This window comes from Pantoea sp. 1B4 (assembly GCF_016925765.1).
Lineage (GTDB): Bacteria > Pseudomonadota > Gammaproteobacteria > Enterobacterales > Enterobacteriaceae > Pantoea > Pantoea agglomerans.
In genome coordinates, this window is sequence record NZ_JAEUWZ010000001.1 from 2204353 (window position 1) to 2227830 (window position 23478).

Annotated in this window: 19 protein-coding genes and 4 pseudogenes; 11 read left to right on the forward strand and 12 right to left on the reverse strand. The window is 53.9% G+C overall.

What is annotated here, in order from left to right:
• Window positions 1-24 precede the first annotated feature (24 nt).
• Window positions 25-744 (reverse strand): fatty acid metabolism transcriptional regulator FadR, encoded by a 720-nt coding sequence (gene fadR / locus JNO11_RS10775; RefSeq protein WP_010670276.1) that lies wholly within the window; start codon window positions 742-744, stop codon window positions 25-27.
• A gap of 483 nt (window positions 745-1227) precedes the next feature.
• Here fadR and dsbB point away from each other — a divergent pair, with 483 nt between their 5' ends.
• Window positions 1228-1758, forward strand: coding sequence for a disulfide bond formation protein DsbB (gene dsbB, locus JNO11_RS10780; protein ID WP_010260580.1), 531 nt, complete (start codon window positions 1228-1230; stop codon window positions 1756-1758).
• 631 nt (window positions 1759-2389) lie between these two features.
• Here dsbB and JNO11_RS10785 read toward each other — a convergent pair.
• From JNO11_RS10785 to JNO11_RS10795, 3 genes and pseudogenes are all read right to left on the reverse strand, one after another.
• The gene (locus JNO11_RS10785) at window positions 2390-2836 is read right to left on the reverse strand and encodes a YcgN family cysteine cluster protein (protein ID WP_010260578.1); all 447 of its coding nucleotides are present in this window, start codon (window positions 2834-2836) and stop codon (window positions 2390-2392) included.
• Window positions 2837-2901: 65 nt separating this feature from the next.
• Window positions 2902-3561, reverse strand: coding sequence for a fumarylacetoacetate hydrolase family protein (locus JNO11_RS10790; protein WP_033757876.1), 660 nt, complete (start codon window positions 3559-3561; stop codon window positions 2902-2904).
• A gap of 317 nt (window positions 3562-3878) precedes the next feature.
• Window positions 3879-4155, reverse strand: a pseudogene (locus JNO11_RS10795) (YcgL domain-containing protein).
• 155 nt (window positions 4156-4310) lie between these two features.
• Between JNO11_RS10795 and minC the strand changes: the two are divergent.
• The 3 genes from minC to minE are packed head-to-tail and all read left to right on the forward strand — an operon-like array spanning window position 4311 to window position 6138.
• Window positions 4311-5018 carry a septum site-determining protein MinC gene (minC, locus tag JNO11_RS10800; protein ID WP_010260571.1) on the forward strand — a complete coding sequence of 236 codons (708 nt, stop codon included), beginning with the start codon at window positions 4311-4313 and terminating at the stop codon, window positions 5016-5018.
• A gap of 33 nt (window positions 5019-5051) precedes the next feature.
• Window positions 5052-5882 (forward strand): septum site-determining protein MinD, encoded by an 831-nt coding sequence (gene minD, locus JNO11_RS10805; RefSeq protein WP_325177288.1) that lies wholly within the window; start codon window positions 5052-5054, stop codon window positions 5880-5882.
• On the forward strand, window positions 5869-6138 hold the full coding sequence (gene minE, locus JNO11_RS10810) for a cell division topological specificity factor MinE (protein WP_008925314.1): 270 nt from the start codon (window positions 5869-5871) through the stop codon (window positions 6136-6138). Before minD ends, minE begins: the two co-directional genes overlap by 14 nt.
• A gap of 53 nt (window positions 6139-6191) precedes the next feature.
• Here minE and rnd read toward each other — a convergent pair.
• The 6 genes and pseudogenes from rnd to JNO11_RS10840 all read right to left on the reverse strand — a co-directional run bounded on the left by rnd (window position 6192) and on the right by JNO11_RS10840 (window position 13598).
• Window positions 6192-7314, reverse strand: a pseudogene (rnd, locus tag JNO11_RS10815) (ribonuclease D).
• A gap of 98 nt (window positions 7315-7412) precedes the next feature.
• Window positions 7413-9091: pseudogene (gene fadD / locus JNO11_RS10820) on the reverse strand (long-chain-fatty-acid--CoA ligase FadD).
• Window positions 9092-9300: 209 nt separating this feature from the next.
• Window positions 9301-9897, reverse strand: coding sequence for a Slp family lipoprotein (locus JNO11_RS10825; protein ID WP_033779045.1), 597 nt, complete (start codon window positions 9895-9897; stop codon window positions 9301-9303).
• Between the two features lie 60 nt (window positions 9898-9957).
• Complete coding sequence (gene tsaB / locus JNO11_RS10830) at window positions 9958-10656, reverse strand: tRNA (adenosine(37)-N6)-threonylcarbamoyltransferase complex dimerization subunit type 1 TsaB (RefSeq protein ID WP_010260559.1); 699 nt, start codon at window positions 10654-10656, stop codon at window positions 9958-9960.
• A 44-nt stretch (window positions 10657-10700) separates the two neighbouring features.
• A pseudogene (locus JNO11_RS10835) lies at window positions 10701-12618 on the reverse strand (ATP-dependent DNA helicase).
• A 242-nt stretch (window positions 12619-12860) separates the two neighbouring features.
• Complete coding sequence (locus JNO11_RS10840; RefSeq protein ID WP_325177289.1) at window positions 12861-13598, reverse strand: carbonic anhydrase family protein; 738 nt, start codon at window positions 13596-13598, stop codon at window positions 12861-12863.
• Window positions 13599-15459: 1861 nt separating this feature from the next.
• Here JNO11_RS10840 and JNO11_RS10845 point away from each other — a divergent pair.
• Complete coding sequence (locus JNO11_RS10845) at window positions 15460-15900, forward strand: hypothetical protein (RefSeq protein ID WP_325177290.1); 441 nt, start codon at window positions 15460-15462, stop codon at window positions 15898-15900.
• Between the two features lie 622 nt (window positions 15901-16522).
• On the opposite strand, the gene JNO11_RS10850 is transcribed toward JNO11_RS10845, so the two are convergent.
• Window positions 16523-16690, reverse strand: a complete 168-nt coding sequence (locus JNO11_RS10850) for a hypothetical protein (protein ID WP_167432858.1) — start codon at window positions 16688-16690, stop codon at window positions 16523-16525.
• 350 nt (window positions 16691-17040) lie between these two features.
• Between JNO11_RS10850 and JNO11_RS10855 the strand changes: the two genes are divergently transcribed.
• Both JNO11_RS10855 and JNO11_RS10860 read left to right on the forward strand, forming a co-directional pair.
• Complete coding sequence (locus JNO11_RS10855; protein ID WP_010260549.1) at window positions 17041-17400, forward strand: hypothetical protein; 360 nt, start codon at window positions 17041-17043, stop codon at window positions 17398-17400.
• 67 nt (window positions 17401-17467) lie between these two features.
• Window positions 17468-17812: a RidA family protein gene (locus JNO11_RS10860; protein ID WP_003852699.1), complete on the forward strand. Its 345-nt coding sequence runs from the start codon at window positions 17468-17470 to the stop codon at window positions 17810-17812.
• An 11-nt stretch (window positions 17813-17823) separates the two neighbouring features.
• Here the strand turns inward: JNO11_RS10860 and JNO11_RS10865 are convergent, their stop codons facing one another.
• Entirely contained in the window at window positions 17824-18018 is a 195-nt protein-coding gene (locus JNO11_RS10865; RefSeq protein ID WP_010260545.1) for a YoaH family protein, read from the reverse strand.
• Between the two features lie 110 nt (window positions 18019-18128).
• Between JNO11_RS10865 and pabB the strand changes: the two genes are divergently transcribed.
• From pabB to JNO11_RS10885, 4 genes are all read left to right on the forward strand, one after another.
• Entirely contained in the window at window positions 18129-19508 is a 1380-nt protein-coding gene (gene pabB, locus JNO11_RS10870) for an aminodeoxychorismate synthase component 1 (protein ID WP_111533873.1), read from the forward strand.
• Window positions 19492-20055, forward strand: coding sequence for a CoA pyrophosphatase (locus JNO11_RS10875; protein ID WP_022625545.1), 564 nt, complete (start codon window positions 19492-19494; stop codon window positions 20053-20055). Before pabB ends, JNO11_RS10875 begins: the two co-directional genes overlap by 17 nt.
• A gap of 182 nt (window positions 20056-20237) precedes the next feature.
• Window positions 20238-21602: an L-serine ammonia-lyase gene (locus JNO11_RS10880; protein WP_010260538.1), complete on the forward strand. Its 1365-nt coding sequence runs from the start codon at window positions 20238-20240 to the stop codon at window positions 21600-21602.
• 225 nt (window positions 21603-21827) lie between these two features.
• Window positions 21828-23390 carry a cyclic diguanylate phosphodiesterase gene (locus JNO11_RS10885; RefSeq protein WP_022625544.1) on the forward strand — a complete coding sequence of 521 codons (1563 nt, stop codon included), beginning with the start codon at window positions 21828-21830 and terminating at the stop codon, window positions 23388-23390.
• The last annotated feature ends 88 nt before the right edge of the window (window positions 23391-23478 follow it).

The following is a 23478-nucleotide window of genomic DNA, read 5'->3' on the forward strand; positions in this document are numbered from 1 at the left end:
ACCGGACGCGATGTCCGGTTTTTTTTAACGCTTACTGCCGAGATCGTCGGGCAGATTCTTCTGCATACTGTGCCAGATTTCACCGCTGCGGCGGCCGTAGTTGCGCACCACGTCCACAATCTCATCCTGTCCGGGCTCTTTGTCGCACAGTTCCAGCAGTTTAAGATAGAAATCGCGCGCGACCTGACGGGCTTCCGGATTAGAGAAGTAGTGGCGGCCAACGCGGGTATAGAGCCCTTTCAGGCCATTCAGAATCAGACCGTAAATCGGGTTACCTGACGCAAACGCCAGACCGCGGAACACCCGGTAGTCGAGTTCGGTATAGGCATCAGCCTGATCGGCAGCCGCACTGACCGTTTCCAGCACTTCGCGCGCTTTGTCCGGATGATGGCGCAGCGCACGGCTGATAAAGATCGATGAAATGTTGCTGCGTACCGACAGCAGGTTGTCGATCAGCACCGGAACGCTGTCGTGATCGAGACGGGCTAGCGTTTCCAGAATATTCAGGCCGGACGTCTCCCAGAAATCGTTCACCCGCGTTGGTTTACCGTGCTGAATAGTCAGCCAGCCATCGCGCGCCAGCCGCTGCAGCACTTCACGCAAGGTGGTGCGCGTCACCCCAATCAATTCAGAAAGCTCACGCTCAGCAGGAAGAATCGACCCTGGCGGAAAGCGACTGTTCCAGATGCTTTCAATAATATACTCTTCAGCAAATCCCGCTGGACTCTGAGCCTTTATAACCATAGCAATGTGTTCTCGTTGCTTTTCTAATCATGATGGGCACTCATCATACCAGACGCCCTATAGCGGATATAGCCTGCGTAACCATTAAAACCGGGCGCAGGCGCATATTTCAGCATGGCTGACCGCAGTATCAGCGGCTTCGGGATCACGGGCGGGCTGAATGGCTTTCTGCGCTGAAATGGCGCGTGCCACAGCACCGCTGAGTGTCAGCGTTCAGCCACCCTGAAAGCGCAGGACTTTGACAGCATATAACCCGCGCCTGCCGTTTCGCCTCCTGCCGCATGCGATCGCCTCTGTCGCCACTGCGGCTCTCCCCGCTCTTCACTGACCGGCGTTCTGCCGATAAGGTCTGGCTTATCCTCATTTAACCTGCTCTGGATCAGAATCAGGTCATGTTTGCACACGATTTTTCCCTGTCCCTGGCTGGTTTGCAAACGCTTTTGGTTTACACTGCGTGGCATTAACGTTTACATGGAATGCAATATGTTGCGATATCTGAATCAATGCTCACGTGGTCGCGGAGCCTGGTTACTACTGGCACTGACTGCACTTGCACTGGAATTAACAGCACTCTTTTTTCAGCACGTAATGGGCCTGAAGCCCTGCGTGATGTGTATTTATGAGCGCAATGCGCTGTTTGGTGTGCTGGGCGCGGGTCTGGTTGGTGCGATTGCGCCAAAATCGCCGTTGCGTCTGGCAGCGCTGGCGTTGTGGATCTACAGTGCCTGGGAAGGTCTGCGTCTCTCTTATGAACATACCATGATTCAGCTGCACCCTAACCCCTTCACCACCTGTGATTTTGCTGCCCGCTTCCCCAGCGGCTTACCGCTGGATAAGTGGCTGCCGTCGGTGTTTCTTGCCAGCGGTGACTGTGCAGAACGCAGCTGGACTTTCCTGACGCTCAGCATGCCGCAGTGGATGATTGTGGTGTTCGCCGGTTATCTGCTGGTCGCGGCGCTGGTGCTGATAGCCCAGCCGCTGAAACCTAAACGCCGCGATCTCTTTGGTCGCTGAGATCAAAAAAGGCTGCCACTGGCATAATGCTGGTCAGTTAAGCGACAGGTGATAACGCAGTCTGGTGCCGGGCAGGGGCTGGCGGTCCTCGCGCCGCTGCGCGGTTCCTTCACTTCATTCCTCTGCCTGACGGACCGCCGGGGATGGCACATCCTGTGCCGCCCCGCCTTTCGCCCGCGTCCTGCGGGCTCTCCTGGCAGACTCATTCTGTTCAGCGCTGCGGATTGCCTGCCCCTGCCCGGCACCAGCCTGCTCTGAAACTTCAGTGTGTATTGTTAAAAAGGGCACGAGAGTGGAGGCCTGAGCGCCTCTGCTGCTGAAAGGGCTATCCGCAGCGCTGAGGCGTGACGGTGGGCCAGAAGTCCACGCCGGGAAGCGTGGACAGGTCGGGGCCGGCCAGGGAGGGCCGATCCCCGAACGGTTCGTCGGCACGACGTCAAAGCCGAAGGTACCGCGTGAGCGGCGCGAGGACGGCCCGGCAGCAGCAGAGGTGCGCAGGCACGCGCTGCGGCTTGCTCGCCCGGAAAAAAGCTGCCACGTTTGACCGTGACAGCCTTTACAAATCTAATCTTAACTGACCAGCATTATGCCACTGGCAGCCTTTTTTCTGTTCCGATTGATAGCGCGGCACTCAGCCGTTGCGATCGGGGCGATCAATGATGTGATCTTCCCAGTCCCGCACTTCACTCTCACGCACCGCAATATACCGCACCGAAATACGCTGCGCATGCATCGCTGTTTTCGAACCGGCCCGCAGCGGATGCCATACGGGTAAATCTTTGCCCTCACCCAGCAGCCGGTAGGCGCAGGTGCGCGGCAGCCAGTTGAAGGTCGTCAGATTTTCGCGCGTTAACTTGATGCAATCCTCTTCAAGCTCGAAGCGGCGCTCATAGTTACGGCACTGGCAGGTTTTAATATTGAGCTGATCACAGGCGACATTGGTGAAGTAGATCTCATCGGTGTCGGCGTCCTGCAATTTGTTCAGGCAACACTGTCCACAACCATCACACAAGGATTCCCATTCCTCATCGCTCATTTGTGCCAGGCGTTTTTGTTGCCAGAAAGGGGTGTCAGTCATGATGATTTGTCCGGATTGTGCCTAAACCGCACCTTATAAAGCCTATGCGACGGTGATGCAAGTTTTTAGAGTACGCGCGTGCTGATGCCGTGACCCGCCAGTGAAACTTCCAGCTGATCACCCGAGCGCATCGGGCCTACCCCTTCTGGCGTACCGGTCAGAATCACATCGCCTGCACGCAGGGTGAAGTAGTGGCTCATATGGGCAATCAGCGGCAGGATTTTATGAATCATGTCTTCGGTATTGCCGTGCTGACGCACTTCACCGTTCACCAGCAATTTAAGCTCGACGTTCTGTGGATCGCCACTGAATTCCGTCACCGGGATAAAACCGGAGACAGGACAGGCGTTATCAAAGCCTTTGGATTTTTCCCACGGCTGGCCCGCTTTTTTCAGCCCGGACTGCAGGTCACGCAGTGTCAGATCCAGCGCCACGCCATAACCTGCAATCGCCTTAGCCACATGCGCATCGGTCGCCTGCTTCAGTGTCGCGCCGATCAGCACCGCCAGTTCAACTTCATGATGGACCTCGCCAAATGCGTCAGGAATAGAGAGCGGCTGACGCAAATCACACAGCGCCGTTTCCGGCTTGATAAAGATCACCGGTTCGGTTGGGGTTGCGCTGCCCATCTCTTTAATGTGCTTTGCATAATTACTCCCAACGCAAACCACTTTGCTGACCGGAAAATCTAACAGAGCGCCTTGCCAGTTACGATGCTGATACATGCTCATCCCCTGTTCAGGTTAGGTGTGATGCCAGCGCTGCTGGCGGGTTGATGTTTGCTCATGCGTTGATCGAAATGCCAACCTCATAGCGTGATAATAAGATCCTTTTAACGGTCCGGGGTGCGTAATTTGTCAGAAAGCGTAAATGCAGGGGTTGAAGCGCTGAATAATCGTACAAATCGGGAGAAAAAATTGAGCAGGGAATTTAAAAAAGGGGTGAAACAGATAAGCTGCACCGTTAATTTTGCGCAGCATCAGGGCAATATTATCCTGCCAGGATCGCACCGACAGGATTTATATTTACAGAAGAATCCGAGTTAAAGTTTTTTATCGGCCTGTAAATGAATGTTGAGGAGACTTTCAATCGGCGGAGGGAGCTGTAAATAATAGCCCTGCTCGCTCAATCCCTGCTTAACTTTATTGATATCCGCATTAGCCAGCCTGTCCCGCCCCGCCAGCTTAAGCACCATCGCCAGCTGCGGCTTGCCAAAGCCTTTCAGCAATTCTTCCGGAACGCGCGAGAAATCGTCCTTTTTTTTCAACATAGAGATAAGTCTGGTCACGTAACGGGCTTCTGTAGATCACACAAAACATATTTTTTACTCGAATTAACCGGCGTTGAGGCTTGTCTGAATATAGCTGTAACTATAACATGCTTGCAGAACTTCGAATATTCACCGTTAGCGCTTCCACGATGATTTTATCATCGCCAGGCTTTCGGTAGTGAAAACAGGACTGAGTCGGGACAGATGTCGCAAACGCCAATCGAATTCAAAGGTAGCAGTTTCACCCTGTCTGTCGTCCATTTGCATCACCATGACCCTGCGGTGATTCGCAAGGCACTCCAGGACAAGATTGACCAGGCTCCAGATTTCCTGAAAAACGCGCCGGTGGTACTTAACGTCTCGACATTAAGTGCCGATGTTAACTGGAAACTGTTGCAACAGGCGGTTCTCGCCACCGGTTTACGCATTGTCGGCGTAAGCGGCTGCAAAGATGAAGCGCTGAAACGTATGATCGCCCGTGCCGGCCTGCCCGTGCTGGCAGAAGGTAAAGAGGCCAGACCGCAAGCCGCCGCGCCGCAGCCGATACCAGAACCACTGCCGGCTGTAACCGAAACGGTAGCAACGAAAACCCGCATCGTGAACACCCCGGTGCGCTCGGGCCAGCAGATTTATGCGCGTGACGCCGATTTGATCATCACCAGCAGCGTCAGCGCCGGCGCCGAACTGGTCGCCGATGGCAATATTCACATTTACGGCATGATGCGCGGTCGCGCCCTGGCGGGTGCCAGCGGTGATCGCAACTGCCAGATTTTTTGTACCAACCTGGCTGCCGAGCTGGTCTCGATTGCCGGAGAGTACTGGATCATGGATCAGATCCCGCAAGAATTTTTTGGTAAAGCTGCGCGCCTGTGCCTGCAGGATGGCGCGCTGACTATCCAGACACTTAATTAGGCCCCTTTTCTTTTGTTAAGGAAATCAACATTTATGGCACGCATTATTGTAGTTACATCCGGTAAAGGGGGCGTTGGTAAGACCACGTCAAGCGCGGCCATCGCCACCGGTTTAGCGCAGAAAGGCAAAAAGACAGTTGTGATCGATTTTGATATCGGTCTGCGTAACCTGGATTTGATCATGGGCTGTGAGCGCCGTGTGGTCTACGACTTCGTTAATGTAATCCAGGGCGATGCCACACTGAACCAGGCGCTGATTCGCGACAAACGCACGGAGCAGCTCTACATTCTGCCTGCGTCGCAGACCCGTGATAAAGATGCGCTGACCCGTGAGGGTGTAGAAAAAGTTCTGAACGATTTGGCTAAGATGGAGTTCGATTTCATCGTCTGTGACTCACCGGCAGGGATTGAAACGGGCGCACTGATGGCGCTCTACTTTGCCGATGAAGCCATTATTACCACCAACCCGGAAGTCTCTTCTGTCCGCGACTCCGACCGCATCCTCGGCATCATCTCATCCAAATCCCGTCGCGCTGAAAACAGTCAGGACCCGGTGAAGGAGCATCTGCTGCTGACCCGCTATAACCCTGGCCGGGTGAACCGTGGCGATATGCTGAGCATGGAAGATGTGCTGGAGATCCTGCGCATTCCTCTGGTCGGCGTGATCCCTGAAGATCAATCGGTGTTACGTGCCTCTAACCAGGGCGAACCGGTGATTCTTGACGGCGAATCTGATGCTGGCAAAGCCTATGCCGATACCGTTGAACGGTTGCTCGGTGAAGTACGCCCCTTCCGCTTTATCGAAGAAGAGAAGAAGGGTTTCCTGAAACGCCTGTTCGGGGGGATAAACCATGGCATTACTTGATTTCTTTTTATCCCGGAAGAAGAACACTGCCAATATAGCCAAGGAAAGGCTGCAGATTATCGTGGCAGAACGGAGAAGGGGCGACAGTGAGCCCCACTATCTTCCGCAACTTAAGCGCGACATTCTGGAAGTGATTTGCAGATATGTGAAGATCGATCCAGAAATGGTAACGGTTCAGCTCGACCAGAAAGGTGATGATATCTCGATTCTGGAGCTGAACGTGACGCTGCCGGAAACGGATGAAGTGACTAAATGACGCTGACCGTTTGCTGAATTTCCCCTGCGCTCTGGCAGGGGAAATTTAACCGGTTAACAACCCGCCAGAATCTCCTCAATGCCGGGTTTCAGCAGTTCGCCCCGCCATCCGGTGAGTAACTCCGGCTGACGTCCCTGTGGCTTCAGGCCCCAGTGCTGACTTAATACCTGATTAATCTGACGTCGTGACGCCAGCAGCTCCTGACTGAATCCACTCTGCTCACTCACCTGCTGCACCAGCGCTTTCATCGCTTTAAACACTGGCTTGTAGTGCGGATGGTCAATCAGATTGCCCAGCGGAGCCGGCAGTTCGCTCTCATCCAGCGCCTCAGCTTCTGCCACCAGCGCCACCAGCGCTTTGCCGTGGAAACGAATTTCGTGGCCTGACAGCCCCAGATGATCCAGCTCGCCCAGCGAGCCGGGCATAAAGCGCGCCACTTTCCACAGGTGCTCTTCGCGCACCACAAAGTTAACGGCCATATCTTTTTTCACGCGCCAGCTTCAGACGCCAGGCCGCCAGTCGCTGTAACGCCGCCAGCTGACGCGGGCGCAACTGCCAGGCATTGGTAATATCCCGCCAGGCTTCATCCGGCAACAGGCTATCCAGACGACGCTGACACAGGTTATCGCACTCACTGAGTGCCGCCGACATATTGCCGGCCTCTTCCGTATTGATCATCAGCTGACGCGCAATTGGCAACAGATAGTGAACGTCCGCCGCCGCATACTCGCACTGACGCTGGGTCAGAGGGCGCGCCAGCCAGTCCGTGCGTGATTCACTTTTATCGAGTTCGACCTGAGTGAAATGTGCCACCATTGAGGCAAAACCCCAGGAGAGCGGCTGGCCAGAAAAGGCAGCCAGAATCTGGGTATCGATCATGGGCGTCGGCAGCACGCCGAAACGGTGCAGGAAGACTTCCAGATCTTCACCCCCGGCATGCAGGAATTTGGTGACGCTGGTGTCGGTCAGCAAGGCAATAAAGGGTGACCAGTCAAGGATATTCAGCGGGTCAATCAGCACCAGTTGCTGATCGTCGAACAGCTGGATCAGGCCAAGCTGAGGGTAGTAAGTGCGGGTGCGGACAAATTCGGTATCCAGGGCCACCGCCGCGTGCTGGCGCGCTTTCTGACACACGTCTGCCAGTTGATCATCCTGGTCGATAAGGGAATAGTTCACGTCTGATTTCCACCGCAGCCAACAACGCGCGGCGCTCCATGTTAAAAACAATAAAAACGCCGGACATGCCGGCGTTCAACCTCAATTTCTGCCCGGATTCAGCTCGCGCCGGGTTTCGCCTCGTCGCGCAGCTCACGCCGCAGGATCTTGCCGACGTTGGTTTTAGGCAACTCATCACGAAACTCAATGATTTTCGGCACCTTGTAACCGGTCAGCTGACGGCGACAGTGATCGAGCACCTCTTCTTTGGTGAGCGATGCATCTTTTTTCACGATGCAGACTTTTACCGCTTCGCCAGAAAGATCGCTGGGCACACCGATAGCCGCGGCTTCACGCACTTTAGGATGCTGCATCAGCACGTCTTCGATTTCATTCGGATAGACATTAAAACCTGATACCAGAATCATATCTTTTTTTGCGGTCAACGATGCGAATAAAGCCTTCCTGGTCAACGGTAACAATATCACCGCTGTGGAGCCAGCCATTTTTCAGCACTTCCGCTGTCGCTTCCGGATGCTGCCAGTAGCCCAACATCACCTGAGGGCCGCTGATGCAAAGTTCGCCCGGTTCACCCGGAGGAACTTCATTGCCGTCGTCATCCAGAATCAGCACATCGGTCGAGGGCACCGGCAGACCGATACTGCCGGTATGACAGCTGATGTCATAGGGATTGACTGACACCAGCGGAGAACACTCTGTCAGGCCATAGCCTTCCAGCAGATAGTGTCCGGTCAGTTTTTCCCAGCGCTCGGCCACCACTTTCTGCACCGCCATTCCGCCACCGGCAGAAAGACGCAGCGTTGAAAAATCGAGTTTATTAAACTGCTCATCGTTGAGTAGCGCGTTAAACAGCGTATTCACGCCGGTAATGGCGGTAAACGGAAATTTCCCCAGCTCTTTAACAAAGCCGGGGATATCGCGCGGATTGGTGATCAACAGATTCTGACCGCCCAGCTCCAGGAACAGCAGGCCATTCACCGTTAAGGCGAAGATGTGATAAAGCGGCAGCGCGGTGACGACACATTCTTTACCGTCGCGCAGCACTTTGCCGTAGGTCGCGCGGGTTTGCTCAAGATTCGCCTGCATGTTGCGATGGGTCAGCATCGCCCCTTTGGCCACGCCGGTGGTGCCACCGGTGTATTGCAGGAAGGCGAGATCGTCATTGGAAACCGTCGGGCGCTGATAATTGAGCGTTTCGCCGACTTCCAGTACGTGGCGAAATGAGATTGCCCCGGGCAGATGGTATTTGGGCACCAGCTTTCTTCACATACTTAACGACAAAGTTAACCAGTGTCGCTTTTATAGGCGCCAGCTGATCGCCCATCCGGGTCAGGATGACGTGCCGCACAGCGGTTTTCGCCACCACTTTTTCCAGCGTGTGCGCAAAATTCGAGACAATAACAATCGCACTGGCCCCACTGTCATTGAGCTGATGCTGCAGTTCGCGCGGCGTATAGAGCGGATTCACATTGACCACGACCATACCGGCACGCAGCACACCAAACAGGGCCACCGGATACTGCAGTAAATTCGGCATCATCAGTGCCACACGGTCACCCGCTTTCAGGCCCAGCTGTTGCTGAAGATAGGCGGCAAAAGCGCGGCTCTTCTCTTCCAGCTGACGATAACTCATCTTCTGACCCATGTTCAGGAAAGCGGGTTGATCGGCGTAGCGTTTTGCGGCCTGCTCAAACAGATCCACCAGCGAGGTGTAACGATCTGCACTTATTTCGGCAGGCACATCTGCCGGGTAGCGTTTCAGCCAAACCTTATTCAAGGATCCACCCCGATAATTATGTTGTATTTCCATCGCTGCCTCAGCCAATCTGGTTTGTTAACAATATTTTAACTGATTGTACCAGTTTGCCTGTTTTGGCATGTTGAGGTTGCGAAGTGCATCACTAAATTTCGTGCTGATAAAACAGGCAAATAAAAAAGCCCGGCAGCGAGCACCGCGACCGGGCTGATAATTAAATGTTTTTTCACTTACTCGGTCAGAATGGTCTGCACCTCTGCCGGCCCACTGTTCATCATTCCCCAGTAGGGATTCGGACCCCAGTATCCACCGCGATGGCGGGTCGGACCATACCAGATCCAGGGATCCATCGGCTGGGGTGGTGCTGTCACCTGCTGGGTAAGTCGCCAGCGCTGATAACCGCGCACATCGATGACCGCAAATTTGTAATCTGCTTCGCCAATTTTGCCCTGCTCTGTCCCTTTCAGGGTACCCAGCACCGTCACATACTGATTTCTGACATCCACCGGATCAACAAAACCTCGGATATCGGCATAAATCCGACCGACCGAGGCCGCACCCAGACGTGGTCTGGCGCTTTCATCCAGCGGCTGCGCAGCAATCTCAAGCCGGGTTTTGCCGTTCAGGTTAGTAACATTCACTACCTTGCCGCCAAAGCGCGATTCCTGCCCGACAAAGAGCGAAGGATTGCTCATGACCCGCAACAGATCCTGCTGCGGCTGAGGTGAGCTGCCCTGCAGCGTGTCAGGAATTGAGACACAACCGGTTAACGCCAGCACACAGGTCAGCAGAAGACCTGAAAGCCCTTTACCACACATTGACGACATAGACGTTCTCCCGTTAGGTAAAGAGTTAGACTGGACGCATAACAATAAGTTGCGTGCATTTTACCGGCCAGGTAATTTTTTCCAGGCGACTTCATTACGCAGATAAGTGGGCTCCGCTGTTTCCGGCAGCAGCGTCTTCCCCTGCGCCAGCGCAAGGGTCGCCAGCGGCAGCATATCTTCTGCAGCGGGCAGCGTAACGTCACTGGCGTTCAGGGTAAGCTCGTGTCCCTGCTGCAGGGCAGGATAAGCCTGCCAGCCGGTGCCTGCGGTCATCCATTCGCCAGAAAGCGCCTGCATCCGGGCCAGTGCCGCTTCGGGCGACAGCACGCTTTCGCTGGCCTCACCCTGCCAGGCACCCTGTTCATCACGCTGATATTCGGCCCAGTAGACCTCGCCCATCCGCGCATCAATAGCGGTTAATACCCGGGTAGCACCGTGCAGACGCCATGCGCCTTCCGCCAGCGTTGCCAGCGTGGAAACCGCGATCATTGGCAGAGAAGCGCCCAGTGCCAGTCCCTGCGCAATACCAATGCCAATCCGCACGCCGGTAAAACTGCCAGGGCCGCGACCAAAGGCGAGCGCGTCCAGGTCGGTCAGTTCCAGCTGCTGTGCCAGCAGTAGCTCTTCGATCAGCGGTAAAATACGCTGGGTGTGATCGCGCGGGGCAATTTCGAATCGGGCATCAATCTGTTGCTGATTCAGCAAGGCGGCTGAACAGGCTTCTGTCGCCGTATCCAGCGCTAAAATTCGGGCTGACATGACTACCTCAGAAGAAAGAAAACGGCGCGCATCTTAGCATAAAATTACGCGTCTGGTTCGGGTTGCTGGCGGATAAAGGCGATGGCGCGGGCAATGTCCCGGGTGCGCGGCGTCGGTGGCAGGCTATTGAGAAACAGCGCGCCATAAGGACGAGAAACCAGACGCTGATCGCAAATCACCAGTACGCCACGATCGTCGGTATCGCGGATTAAACGTCCCACGCCCTGCTTCAGGGTGATCACCGCATCCGGCAGCTGCACATCCGTAAAGGGATCGCCGCCACGAATCCGGCAATCTTCCATTCTGGCTTTCAACAGCGGATCTTCCGGTGAGGTGAACGGCAGTTTATCGATGATCACCAGCGACAGCGCATCACCCCGCACATCCACGCCTTCCCAGAAGCTGCTGGTCGCCACCAGCAGGGCATTGCCCTTATCGATGAACTGTTTCAGCAACTGACCCTTGCTGGTTTCACCCTGCACCAGCACGGGCAGCGTCATTGAGGCGCGAAATTCTGCTGCCAGCTCACGCATCATCAGATGCGACGTGCAGAGAAAGAAACAGCGGCCTTTATTAGCATCAATCAGCGGCTTCATCATTGCGGCCAGCTGGCGTGCACCACCCGGACGGTTAGGCTCAGGCAGATTGCGCGGAACGCAGAGCAGCGCCTGCTTCGCAAAATCGAACGGGCTGTTCAGAATCAGGCTTTTTGCTGCATTCACACCCAGCCGTTCGGCGAAGTGTGCCATTTTCTCATCCACCGCCAGGGTGGCTGAGGTGAAGATCCAGGCAGCCTTACGATTATCCATTACTTCACGGAAGCGTTCTGCCACCGAGAGCGGCGTCAGCGCCAGGATAAAGTGACGTGAGGTACATTCATACCAGTAGCTGTAGCCCGGCTCGTTAATCGCCCGCAGCCGTTTTAACCGGCCACGGTAGAGCGCGGCTCGCTCGAAGGCGGCATCCAGCAGGGCTGAACGGCCCAGTGAGAGTTTGATAACGTCGTAACAGAGCTCAAGCGCATCATCCAGCAGCGTAAACATCCGCAGGATGTTGTTATCGCTCAGCAGTTCACGCAGGTTACCGCGATAGCCGGGATCGCCTAATGACAGGCGAAAATCCTGCGCGCACTGCGCCAGGCGGTCAGCGGATTTCTGCAGCTGCTGAGCATCACGCACCTCGGTGCGGTAGGCGGTAATAATATCTTTGGCGAGATCGAGTAACTGGCGGCTGGAGAGCTGCTGACCAAAATACTGACTGGCGATATCGGGCAGCTGATGGGCTTCATCGAAGATCATCACATCAGCTTCGGGAATAAGTTCGCCAAAGCCGCCCTCTTTCACCACCAGGTCAGCAAGAAACAAGTGGTGGTTCACGACCACTACATCGGCGTCCATCGCGCGCTTACGCGCTTTGACCACAAAGCACTCTTTATAGCGCGGGCAGTCAGTGCCGAGGCAGTTATCGTTGGTGCTGGTGACCAGCGGCCAGACCGGGCTGTCTTCGGTCACGCCCGCACAGCTGCTGATGTCGCCATCTTCCGTCTGCGATGACCAGCTGCGCAGCGTCACCAGATCGGTCAGCCCCTGCGCGGTGAGATCGCCGCCCGCCATCGATTGCTGTTCCATGCGTTCCAGGCAAAGGTAGTTGGAGCGTCCTTTCAGCAAGGCCGTTTTACCTTTAAAATCCAGCGCCTTGATCATCGTAGGCAGATCGCGGCCATAGAGCTGATCCTGCAGCGCCTTGGATCCGGTGGAGACAATGACTTTTTTTACCGGCCCTCAGAGCGGGAGCCAGGTAGGCATAGGTTTTTCCGGTGCCGGTACCGGCCTCGACCACCAGTTCACCCTGCTGTTTTACGGCTTCAGATACCGCCTGCGCCATCTCACGCTGTGCTTCACGCGGCTTAAAGCCTGCGATCGCCAGCGCCAGCGCGCCATCCACTGCAAAATCGTCTGCCACATACCCTCACTAAGAACGGCAAAAACACTGTAATTATGTCAGTATTGGATCAACAAAGCAAAATTGATAATTATCAATAGCTTATCTATTTTTAGCCGTTGGGAGTGTGGCAACCAGTGGCTCAGGATCGCGTCTGAAAGATGGGACAAAGGCGGCAGGTGGCCGCCTGAAGAGAAGCGCTCGCAGCACCGGGATGCCTGATGGAAAAGTTGCACCGCGAAAGGCAGCAGAAATCGCTGTGACTACTCTACAATCATGCGCCCATTGAGATGCTGCAACGGACGATTATTGGTGGTTTTCAGCGCCTGTTTAAAGGCGTCGAGCTGCGCCTGAGAGAGCGAAACCGGCTCTTTCATCACCAGCCAGCGAATCCCTTCGCTGCAGGGTGGCGTCGTCAGGGAGCCGCTGAAACGATAATAGTGCAGATCTTCCGGGAAGAGATCGCGTAAATTTACCTGGCGATTAATGGTTACCTGCTGGTTTTCCTGTTTCGGCATAGCGTCGATCAACGGTGCCAGCGCCGGATTCTCTTCACCGACCTTAAACATCACCGCGACCACGGCCAGATCGCCATCCTCTTTGCTGTGTACAAAGTGGGCTTCAAGGGGAAAGGTGTGCCCATTGATCTGGTTCTCACTCGGCGTATGGAAGTGATACTGACGCAGCGTGAACTTTTCCCGATCCAGTACAAAATCATCTTCTTCATCAACGGTCACCTGAATCGTGTGGCCATTGTTGATCACCTTCTCAGCCGACGTATGGTAGGCCAGATCGAGTGCCTGTAAATGTCCCTCAATCGGATCTTTAATATTGATAGGCGACTGGGACTTACCTTCGTGGCAGATGTGGAAGTCGCTGGTCAGTTCGCTCCAGTGTTCCGGGCCAGCTTTGCCTTCGTACGTCCAGTGTGGTTCCGCCGCACCGGCTACGTTGAGGGTAGAAAGCGCCACAACCAGACTTAACATTTTTGGTAATTTCATTTTTATCCCTGCTTTATAAGCTTATTTGCGGCAGGGATACTATTCCGCTGACTAGTGAATCAGCAAGGTGACAAAATGCGTTAAATCAAAATCAGAACGAATAAAGAGTTTATAATTACAATCAATGTTAATTTAATTAACAAACATCACGATGTGACGTTTTTAAGCACTTCAGGAAAGGGTTGATATCAATCTCTCTGAATAAAAGAGTTTCATTTTTCTGTATTTATCATTTTGATCGTCGAAACGAGCCGGGAGGGAAATTTTTCACTAAATTCAGGCGACGTAAGAAACCGCAAAACTGCACGCAGGCGGTTTTGCGGTGCAACGCGATAACGCGTCATAAAAGATTATGCAGGTGACGCTAGACATCCTTTTCTAGTGGTTCCTCTTCTTCATCTTCTTCCTCATCTTCAGGATAAATCTCAGCGTCATCGGGCAGCGGCTCATCGTAATCAGGGCGTTCAGACATAATTTCCTCCAGTGTCAGATAGCAATTTTGCTATGCCCTTTGAGTGTAGCTTACTCCTGCCATCTGTTTTGCAAGGCTCGCAAAAGATATCAGAAATGCGGGCGCTGCCGCAGACTCTGCTTCGCCATTGCGTGAAACAGCCTTGCGTCACAGCCGGTGCTGATAGCGTACCGGTTAATCGGATGCCCATTCGCCTCCTCCAGCCGCGTTATCATTGACGTCAGTCTGATAGCGGGTTTAATAATTCGCCGTTAAAAAACCTCTGTTTTCAAAAAAAACCTCTTACTCGTTTAATGAATAAAAGGCCGGAACTTAACTGCCTATAATACAGGAACACGAAAAGTTAATGATGCGATTCAAAGCACAATTATGCACAAAGAAAGGTAACATTAAATAAAAACTCAACAGGAGTAGCATTAAACATCGTTATGTTGTTATAAGAAAAAATCCCTGATATAAAAGAGACAGAATTTAAACGCAATCTGTGAGCATTAGCGGATTGAATATTTCCTCTGATGCAGCCACGCTGACTTAACAGATGGTAGAGAGGTAATTAAAAATTCAGAAATTATGTTTTCTTTCACAGGCAATAAAAAAATTGTCGCCGGATGAGTCACATCACAATAGAAACCATGCCCCACGGCATCCGTCCTCTTTAAAAGGCCGTTTAAGACTATCTCGCTAAAGATATCCGTTAATGTAAATGAAGTGGGGTTTTATATTATAAGTTAAGTGGGATGTAATCTGGCTGTTGCTACCCTGTTGCATCTATCCGTCAAAATGGACACCATTACCTCAACAAGGAGAAATATCATTGTTCCCTAAATTACCCCGGTATAGCTTAGTGATTCTGACGCTGAGCGGTTGTGTTACCAACGATGAGGTCAAACTTAACCCAGTTGGTCAACATAGTGAACCTGTCATGCCGCATATAAACCAGGGAATCAGCCCTGCACAGCGGCGCGCGATTATGTCCGGCGAACAACCAGACTGGTCTGACGTTTATCCTCAGCGAATCAATAAAAACTCGTCAGCTGTCAGGAAATGATCTGCACGTCGTAGCAGTTAACGTCGTTACTCCACCACTCACATAGCGTAAAAAACACTGTGGAAAATAATCAACACGTCGATGATGTCTCCCTATGGGATTGGATTGTCACATTAATTTTAACCGGCATACCCGTATTAAATCTTTTTTATGCTGCTTTACTGGTCCTTAAACCGAAGGACTAAACGTTCAAAGAAAAACTACGCCAGGGCGAGTTTATTATTGATATTCATCGTACTCATCTTCTATATCATTACCCTGGAAGTTACAACGGGCTATTTTCTTTTTAAACATTACTGATCCTTAAACTGACAGCGTCATACCCTTAAATGGAGTTTTTTATGGTGCGTTATTTCACTTTTCTATTATTGGGCGTCACTTCCGCTTGCTGCATAGCGAAAACGTCAGTGGTGATGAATAACACCCTGAAAGCGCAAGAGATAAAATCGGCAAAAATTGTTTACATTGGCGAGGTTAATGGCACTAAAGTGGCAGAATTGATGGCAGGCATCGATGATATTAATGCAAGTTACCCCGCTGTAAAAGAAATATCGCTTTATATAAACAGCTTTGGCGGCGACATGGAAGCTGGCTATATGGGCGGCCAGGCCGTCAGGGGGGTCAAGGATTCCTATAAAAACCATCAATGCCGCAATGACGGGTTCGGCGGCTACCCTGATTTATTGCTCAGGGGCGCAAAGGGAAACATTACCCAGCGCGACATTTTTAATCCATCCTGCAGCGAGTCAAAACATTCAGAGCAACTATCTGAAAAAAAATGAAGTCATTTTACTCAGCAGAGATATCGATAATGTCAGTAAACTATTCAGGGACACCTATGCATCCTGTTTCAAAGATGACGGGAAAGAGATAGATAAAGCCCTATTCAGTGAAGACAACCGTATTTACCTGCGTTTTCCAGAATCTGTAAAACAGGGTATTGCACAAAAACGTGTTGAAGGAATCGCCCCCCGCTGATATCGCCTATTACATTTTCACTTCAGAGGCCAGCGGCTAGCAAAAATAACGTTAATCATGCCTGCTGGACGAATACTTTTTTATCAGATATGCGCCGCCTGGACAGATGGGCGTGCTGGCGGGGGAGACATATCGAGCCGTTAGCGGGTAATCCAGAGAAGAACATAATGCAGACGACGTTCAGATGGGACGCCGCAGGATCTCACCATCAATATCACGGTGGATTTTCGCAGTAAGCGCTACCCTTGCATGGTGAGTTTTTTGAGCAGCAATAGCAGGGGTGATTCAACACTGGGCCAGATAAAAAAGCGCGAGATAAAGCAGGCCGCTCAGCCAGATACGGCTCATTCTGGTACTGGGCGTTTATCTGTTTCTGGCTGGTGACCTGATATCACGATTATTGGCGACGCTGCTGTTGCGACCTGCTTATAAGCGGACGTACAACGCGCCCGCCAGCATAACGATGAACAGAATAGCGAAGGTAATAAAGCCCTGCTTAGTGCCACGGGACAATCCAACAAACGCCGAAACCACAATAAACAGCAGCGTCAGTGCGCCGACCATCACCCAAAAAAGATACTGCGTATTCGCCATGCCTGAATCCTCATCCGTAGCGCGATTTATCTGCTGTTTTATAACATTTTTATGCCGCGCGTGCCCTCACTTCTCCCGCTCTTTCGACGCTTTATGCTGCTTTAGTGCAGCAGGGCTGCAACAGTGACAACGTCCGCGGCTCATGATCATGATGCAGACAGTGTGATGCAGTTAGCAAATGCAGAGGAACGCAGCGAGTAAACAAACGCGCGGATTATAATGATTAAATCAGCTTACCGTTGGGATGTGGCACCCGTAGGCTGACGTGCTGAGACTGGTTTAACATTGCCGATCAGGCGGTGTTAAACAGATGGCCTTAACCCGACTGCCTGACTCAGGCGGAGGAATGTATGAACTGTTTCCGCATCGGCTCTCTGGCTGGCGTGCTGCTGCTCTGCGGCTGCCAGGCACCCACGCCTGATCAGGCTCGTCTGCAGCAGCCTGTTTTTCAGGGTCAAAGCACCCGCACCGTCCCTCAGCTCAGCGACTGTATTTATCGCGGCTGGTCCACCACCAGCGTCATTGCCAGAGATAACACCACCCACACCCAGCCCAACGGCAGCGAGATCAGCGTTTTTACCTGGGAAGATTCGATTTTTGCGGATGTGTCGCCCCGCCGAAAAGGGGCTGAGGTGAAATATTTCACGACTTTCCGGATGGCGCCTCAGGTGATGGCGGACAGACAGGCGATTGTTGAGCGCTGCCTGTAAAGCGTAAGGGGTGACAGCGATGTCGGGAGTGTGCCAGGCTAATGCGCAATTAACCAGGGAGAAACCGATGAGTATTACCCGCATTGACCCGGAACATCGTATGTCCGAAGCCGTGATCCACAACGACACGATCTATTACACCAGTGTGCCTGAGAATCTGGATGCCGACGCAGAAGCGCAGACAGCCAATGCGCTGGCAGTGATTGATGCGATTCTGACACGGCTCGGTAGCGATAAAAGCAAAATCCTTGATGCGACGCTGTTTCTGGTGGATAAGGCCGATTTCCCCGCGATGAACCGCGCATGGGACGCATGGGTCTCTCCAGGTAATGCGCCGGTGCGCTGCACGGTACAGGCCGGGCTGTTGAATCCGAAGTACAAAATCGAAATTAAAATTATCGCTGCACGTTAAAACGCCGGGCGTTATTCCTCTTCGTTTTCTTCATCTTCGTCTTCGAATAGCGCCCGAATCCGTTCGCCCTTGAAATTTTGTCGGATCTCCTGCGCCACCTGGGTGATCGCTTCACCGCTCGACAAACCTCCCGCCATCAATTCCTGAATACGTTCGACGGCCTGCTGCTGCTGCTCATGAGAGAGAGCCGGTATTCCTATAAACATGTTTCACTCCTGCGTTGGGGCAGACAGTATCCCACGCGGAACTAACAGGTGCCAGTCAGGAAAAAATATGGCAGTCTGACCGCCTCTTTGCTCTCTGATTTCTCTGCCCGATGATTGTTGAAACCCTCAGTCTTGATTATACCCCGGATGCGCTGATTCAGCGTTTTGCCCCGATTGCCCATCTGCCCTGGGCGATGCTGCTCTCCTCCGCGCAGGCGAACCACAGCGACAACCGCTTTGATATTCTGACTGCCGATCCCCGCGCCACCCTGGTGACCCGCGGTGCGATGACTACCCTCAGCGACCCGACCGGCACGACCGAATCAACCGCCGATCCCCTGCTGCTGGTGCAGCAGCAGTGTGATGCGCTGGGCGTGACGCCGGCTGCCAGCGATGCCCTGCCGTTTCAGGGCGGTGCGCTGGGCCTGTTTGGTTATGATCTGGGCCGCCGGTTTGAGTCCCTGCCTCAGCAGGCCGCAGCCGATCTCACCACGCCTGACATGGCGGTGGGTATCTATGACTGGGCATTGATTGCCGATCATCATCAGCAGACCCTGACGCTGGTGGCGTTAAAGAACGCGGAAGAACGCGCCGCCTGGCTGGCGCAATGGCCGGCGCGCGAGGCCGTGCCCTTTTCACTGACCAGCCGCTGGCGCTCCAACCTGAGCTATGCAGATTACGCTGCGCGTTTTGCGGCGGTTCAGGCCTATATTCAGGCGGGTGACTGTTATCAGGTTAATCTGGCGCAGCGTTTTCAGGCCGGTTACCAGGGTGATGAGTGGCAGGCGTTCAGTATACTCAATGCGGCTAACCGCGCGCCGTTCAGCGCTTTTCTGCGTCTGCCCGAGAGCGCGATCCTCAGCCTGTCGCCGGAGCGCTTTCTGTCGCTGAATAATAAACAGATCGAAACCCGACCGATCAAAGGTACCCGGCCACGCTGTGACGATCCGATTGCTGATGCGCAACAGGCTGAGTCGCTGCGCCATGCGGAAAAAGATCGGGCCGAAAACCTGATGATTGTCGATTTACTGCGTAACGATATTGGCCGCGTGGCGCTACCCGGCTCGGTCACGGTGCCGGAACTGTTTGTGGTTGAACCCTTCCCCGCCGTGCACCACCTGGTCAGCACGGTGCGGGCGCAGCTGCCTGACACCCTGCAGGCCACCGATCTGCTGCGCGCCTGTTTTCCGGGCGGCTCGATTACCGGTGCGCCCAAGATTCGGGCGATGGAGATTATTGATGAACTGGAGCCGCAGCGGCGCAATGCCTGGTGCGGCAGCATCGGTTATCTCAGCCTGTGTGGCCGGATGGATACCAGCATCACCATTCGCACGCTGATCGCTGAAGGTCAGCAGCTCTACTGTGCGGCGGGCGGCGGGCTTGTTGCAGACAGCGATCCCGAAGCGGAGTATCAGGAAACACTCGATAAAGTCAGCCGGATCTTACCGGCACTGGAACAAACCGGAGGTTCAGTTGGCCCTGACGCTTGATGATTTTCGCAGCCGTTTTCTGTTGCAGCAGCCAGCCCGCAGCACACAATTGCTATCCGGGCGCCATGCGGCGGTGCTGGTGCCGATTGTGGCACGGCCTGAACCCGGTCTGTTGCTGACGCAGCGCTCACACGCCCTGCGCAAACATGCCGGACAGGTCGCTTTTCCCGGCGGGATGCAGGATGACACTGACGCATCGCTCATCGCCACAGCACTGCGTGAAGCACAGGAAGAGGTTGGCATTGAGCCGCATCAGGTCGAGGTATTAGGCGCACTGCCCGCCGTGACCAGCAGCACCGGCTTTCAGGTGACGCCGGTACTGGGGATCATTCCGGCCGATCTGCGATTAACGATTAATCCGGATGAGGTGAGCAGCGCCTTTGAGATGCCGCTGGCCGAGGCTTTGCAGCTCAGCCGCTACAGCGCGCTGGAGGTGCATCGGGCTGGCGTTCGCCACCCGGTCTGGCTGTCGCGCTATCAGGATTATCTGGTGTGGGGCATGACCGCGGGTATTATCCGATCACTGAGTGCTCAGATCGCATTCTGAAACCTTTCTCGTTTTTCTCTCTCCGGCCCGTCAGGTTACTGGCGCGCTGCACTATAATTTTTTCTATAAGTTTTGATAAGTTTATTTCATGCGAAAAGCTGCTCTTTCCTGGTGCATGACCATTACTATGGGCGCCATAAACTGCCCCGGCAGACTGAGAATAATTGTGAGGAGTGTCACCTGTGATTAGTGTTTTTGACATGTTCAAAGTGGGCATCGGCCCCTCAAGTTCGCATACTGTCGGCCCGATGAAAGCAGGTAAACAGTTTGTGGATTTGCTGTGCGAACAGGAAAAGCTGCAGGAGGTCACCCGGATCGCCGTGGATGTTTACGGTTCTCTCTCTCTGACCGGCAAAGGCCATCACACTGATATCGCCATTATTATGGGTCTGGCGGGTGAATCGCCGGATACGGTGGATATCGATGCGATCCCCGCCTTTATTAAAGATGTTGAGCAGCGTGAGCGACTGCTGCTGGCGAAAGGCGCACACGAAGTGGATTTCCCGCGCGAAGGCGGCATGGTATTTCGCAGTGAGAACCTTTCGCTGCATGAAAATGGCCTGCGCCTGCTCGCGTTTGCCGGCGATCTGCTGATCCTGTCAAAAACCTATTACTCCGTTGGCGGCGGTTTCATTGTTGATGAAGAGCATTTCGGACAGTCGGCACTGGATGAAGTCTCTGTGCCCTGGCCGTTCCACTCCGCTAAAGATCTGCTGGCTCACTGTCGTGAAACCGGCCTGTCACTCTCAGGTCTGGTGATGAAAAATGAGCTGGCGCTGCACAGCCGCGATGAGATCCATGCCTATTTCACTAACATCTGGCAGACGATGCAGGCCTGTATCGATCGCGGTCTGAATACCGAAGGCGTGTTGCCAGGGCCACTGCGCGTGCCGCGCCGTGCTGCCTCCCTGCGTCGCCTGCTGACCTCCTCTGACAAGCACTCCAGCGATCCGATGATTGTTATCGACTGGATCAATATGTATGCGCTGGCCGTTAACGAAGAAAACGCCGCGGGAGGCCGCGTGGTGACCGCGCCAACTAACGGTGCCTGCGGTATCGTGCCTGCGGTGCTGGCTTACTACGATCACTTCATTGAACCAGTGACACCCGATATTTTCCTGCGCTATTTCCTCGCCTCTGGCGCCATCGGCGTGCTGTACAAAATGAACGCCTCTATTTCAGGCGCGGAAGTGGGCTGTCAGGGTGAAGTGGGTGTCGCCTGTTCTATGGCGGCGGCCGGTCTGGCTGAACTGCTGGGCGGCAGTCCGGAGCAGGTCTGCGTGGCGGCTGAAATCGGCATGGAACATAACCTTGGACTGACCTGTGACCCGGTAGCCGGTCAGGTTCAGGTGCCCTGCATTGAGCGCAATGCTATCGCCTCGGTTAAAGCGATTAATGCGGCGCGCATGGCACTTAGGCGCACCAGCGAACCCCGCGTCTCGCTGGATAAGGTTATCGAGACAATGTATGAAACCGGCAAAGATATGAACGCCAAATACCGTGAAACTTCGCGTGGCGGTCTGGCGATTAAAGTTCAGTGCGATTAAGCGAAACGATTAACTGACTAAAAAACGTGCAAACGTAATAAAATCCGCATCCTGCGCTATCTCAGCGCAGGTTAAACCGGTAGAGTGATTTCCGCGCAGCCGTCCGGCTTACGCAACTTTCCAGACCCGCTTTTCTGCATTCCGGCCTCAATGTTGATCTGACCGTGCCGATACTCACCCCGTTGTGTTTTGCTTTTTACTGGCTTTTTGGGAAGGTGAATACAGATGTTTATGGCCCAGCAATCTGTTGGACAATTCAGACGCAAGCGTGTGCTGATAGCGCTTTCTATCGCCACCGTGGTGCTGATATTAACCCTGGCCTTTCGCTATATCGAAGAGAAGTCACGTATTGAGCAGCAGGCGATGGATTTCGCCGATAAAGCGATTATGCGGTTTGACCGGATGTTTTCACCGCTTGAGGTTTCAGCCAATAATACGCTGGGTCTGGTCGGCGTTCCCTGTCAGGATGTTCGCTTTCCACTCATCGAAAAAATCTCTTCCCTGCAGACGGTCCGGGCGATCCTGCTGGTGGATAACGACGTGCTCTACTGCTCCAGTATCTACGGGCCGCGCACCATCCCCTTTAGCCAGACTTACCCTGACTTAGCCTTTAACAGTCAGCGCATGACGCTGGCAACCGATGAGTACCTGCTGAAAGGCTCGCCCATTTTACTGCTGTGGACGCCAAAGAGCCTGGATAACCGCTCCGGGATTTTGCAGGTGATCAACATCGAAATGATGAGCAATTATCTGCTGGAGCCGCAGTTGCCCTGGGTGGAACGCGCTGTCTTTAACGTCAACGGGGAGAGCCTGGAGTATGGCAATCCACTGATCGAGCCCACGGTGCCGTCAGAAGACGAAGTGAGCTATGAGCAGGGCTCGCTGCGCTATCCGTTTACGCTTACTCTCTATGGCCCCTCTCCGACCCGCCTGGCGCTGGCGACGCTTCCCTCACAGCTCCCGCTGGCGCTGCTGCTGAGTCTGCTTATGGGTTACATCGTCTGGCTGGCGACCGCAAATCGTATGAGCCTGAGCTGGCAAATCAGTTATGGCATTACGGCCCGTGAGTTTATGGTTTATTGCCAGCCGCTGATCAACACCAAAAGTGGTGAGTGCGACGGTATTGAGTTACTGCTGCGCTGGCATAATCCCCGTCAGGGCTGGATTGCCCCGGATGTCTTTATTCCCCTGGCCGAACGACAGAACCTGATCAAACCGCTGACGCGCTTTGTACTGAATGAGGTGGTGAGTCAGTTACCGCAGTTGCCCGACGATCCCGCGTTCCATATCGCCATTAATGTTGCCGCCAGCCACTTCCGCGACCACGCCATTCTGGAAGATCTGCACAACCTGTGGTGGCCTGCCAATCCGGTGCCGAAACTGGTGGTGGAGCTCACCGAGCGCGATGCCCTGCCGGTCGTGGATCAGTCGGTGATTGCGCAACTGCACGACATCGGTGTCCGGCTGGCGATTGATGATTTTGGCACCGGTCACAGCTCGCTATCCTACCTGAAAGATCTGCAGCCAGATGTGCTGAAAATCGACAAGATTTTCACCGCAGCCATCGGCACTGACGCGATTAATGCCACGGTGACGGATATGGTGATTTCGCTGGCCCAGCGCCTGAATATCAGTCTGGTGGCCGAAGGCGTGGAGACGGCTGAGCAGGCGGCCTATCTGCGCGAACGCGGCGTGGATCATCTTCAGGGCTACTATTTTGCCCGCCCGATGCCGCTGCAGGACTTCCCGGCGTGGCTGGCGCAGCATCAGGCTGATGCCCGCAGGTGACAATCGCCTGAGCCCCGTTTCGTCCTGCCTGATGACCTTACGCCACAGAAAAAAAACAGCCGCGGCAATGAGCCAGCGGCTGTCGGAG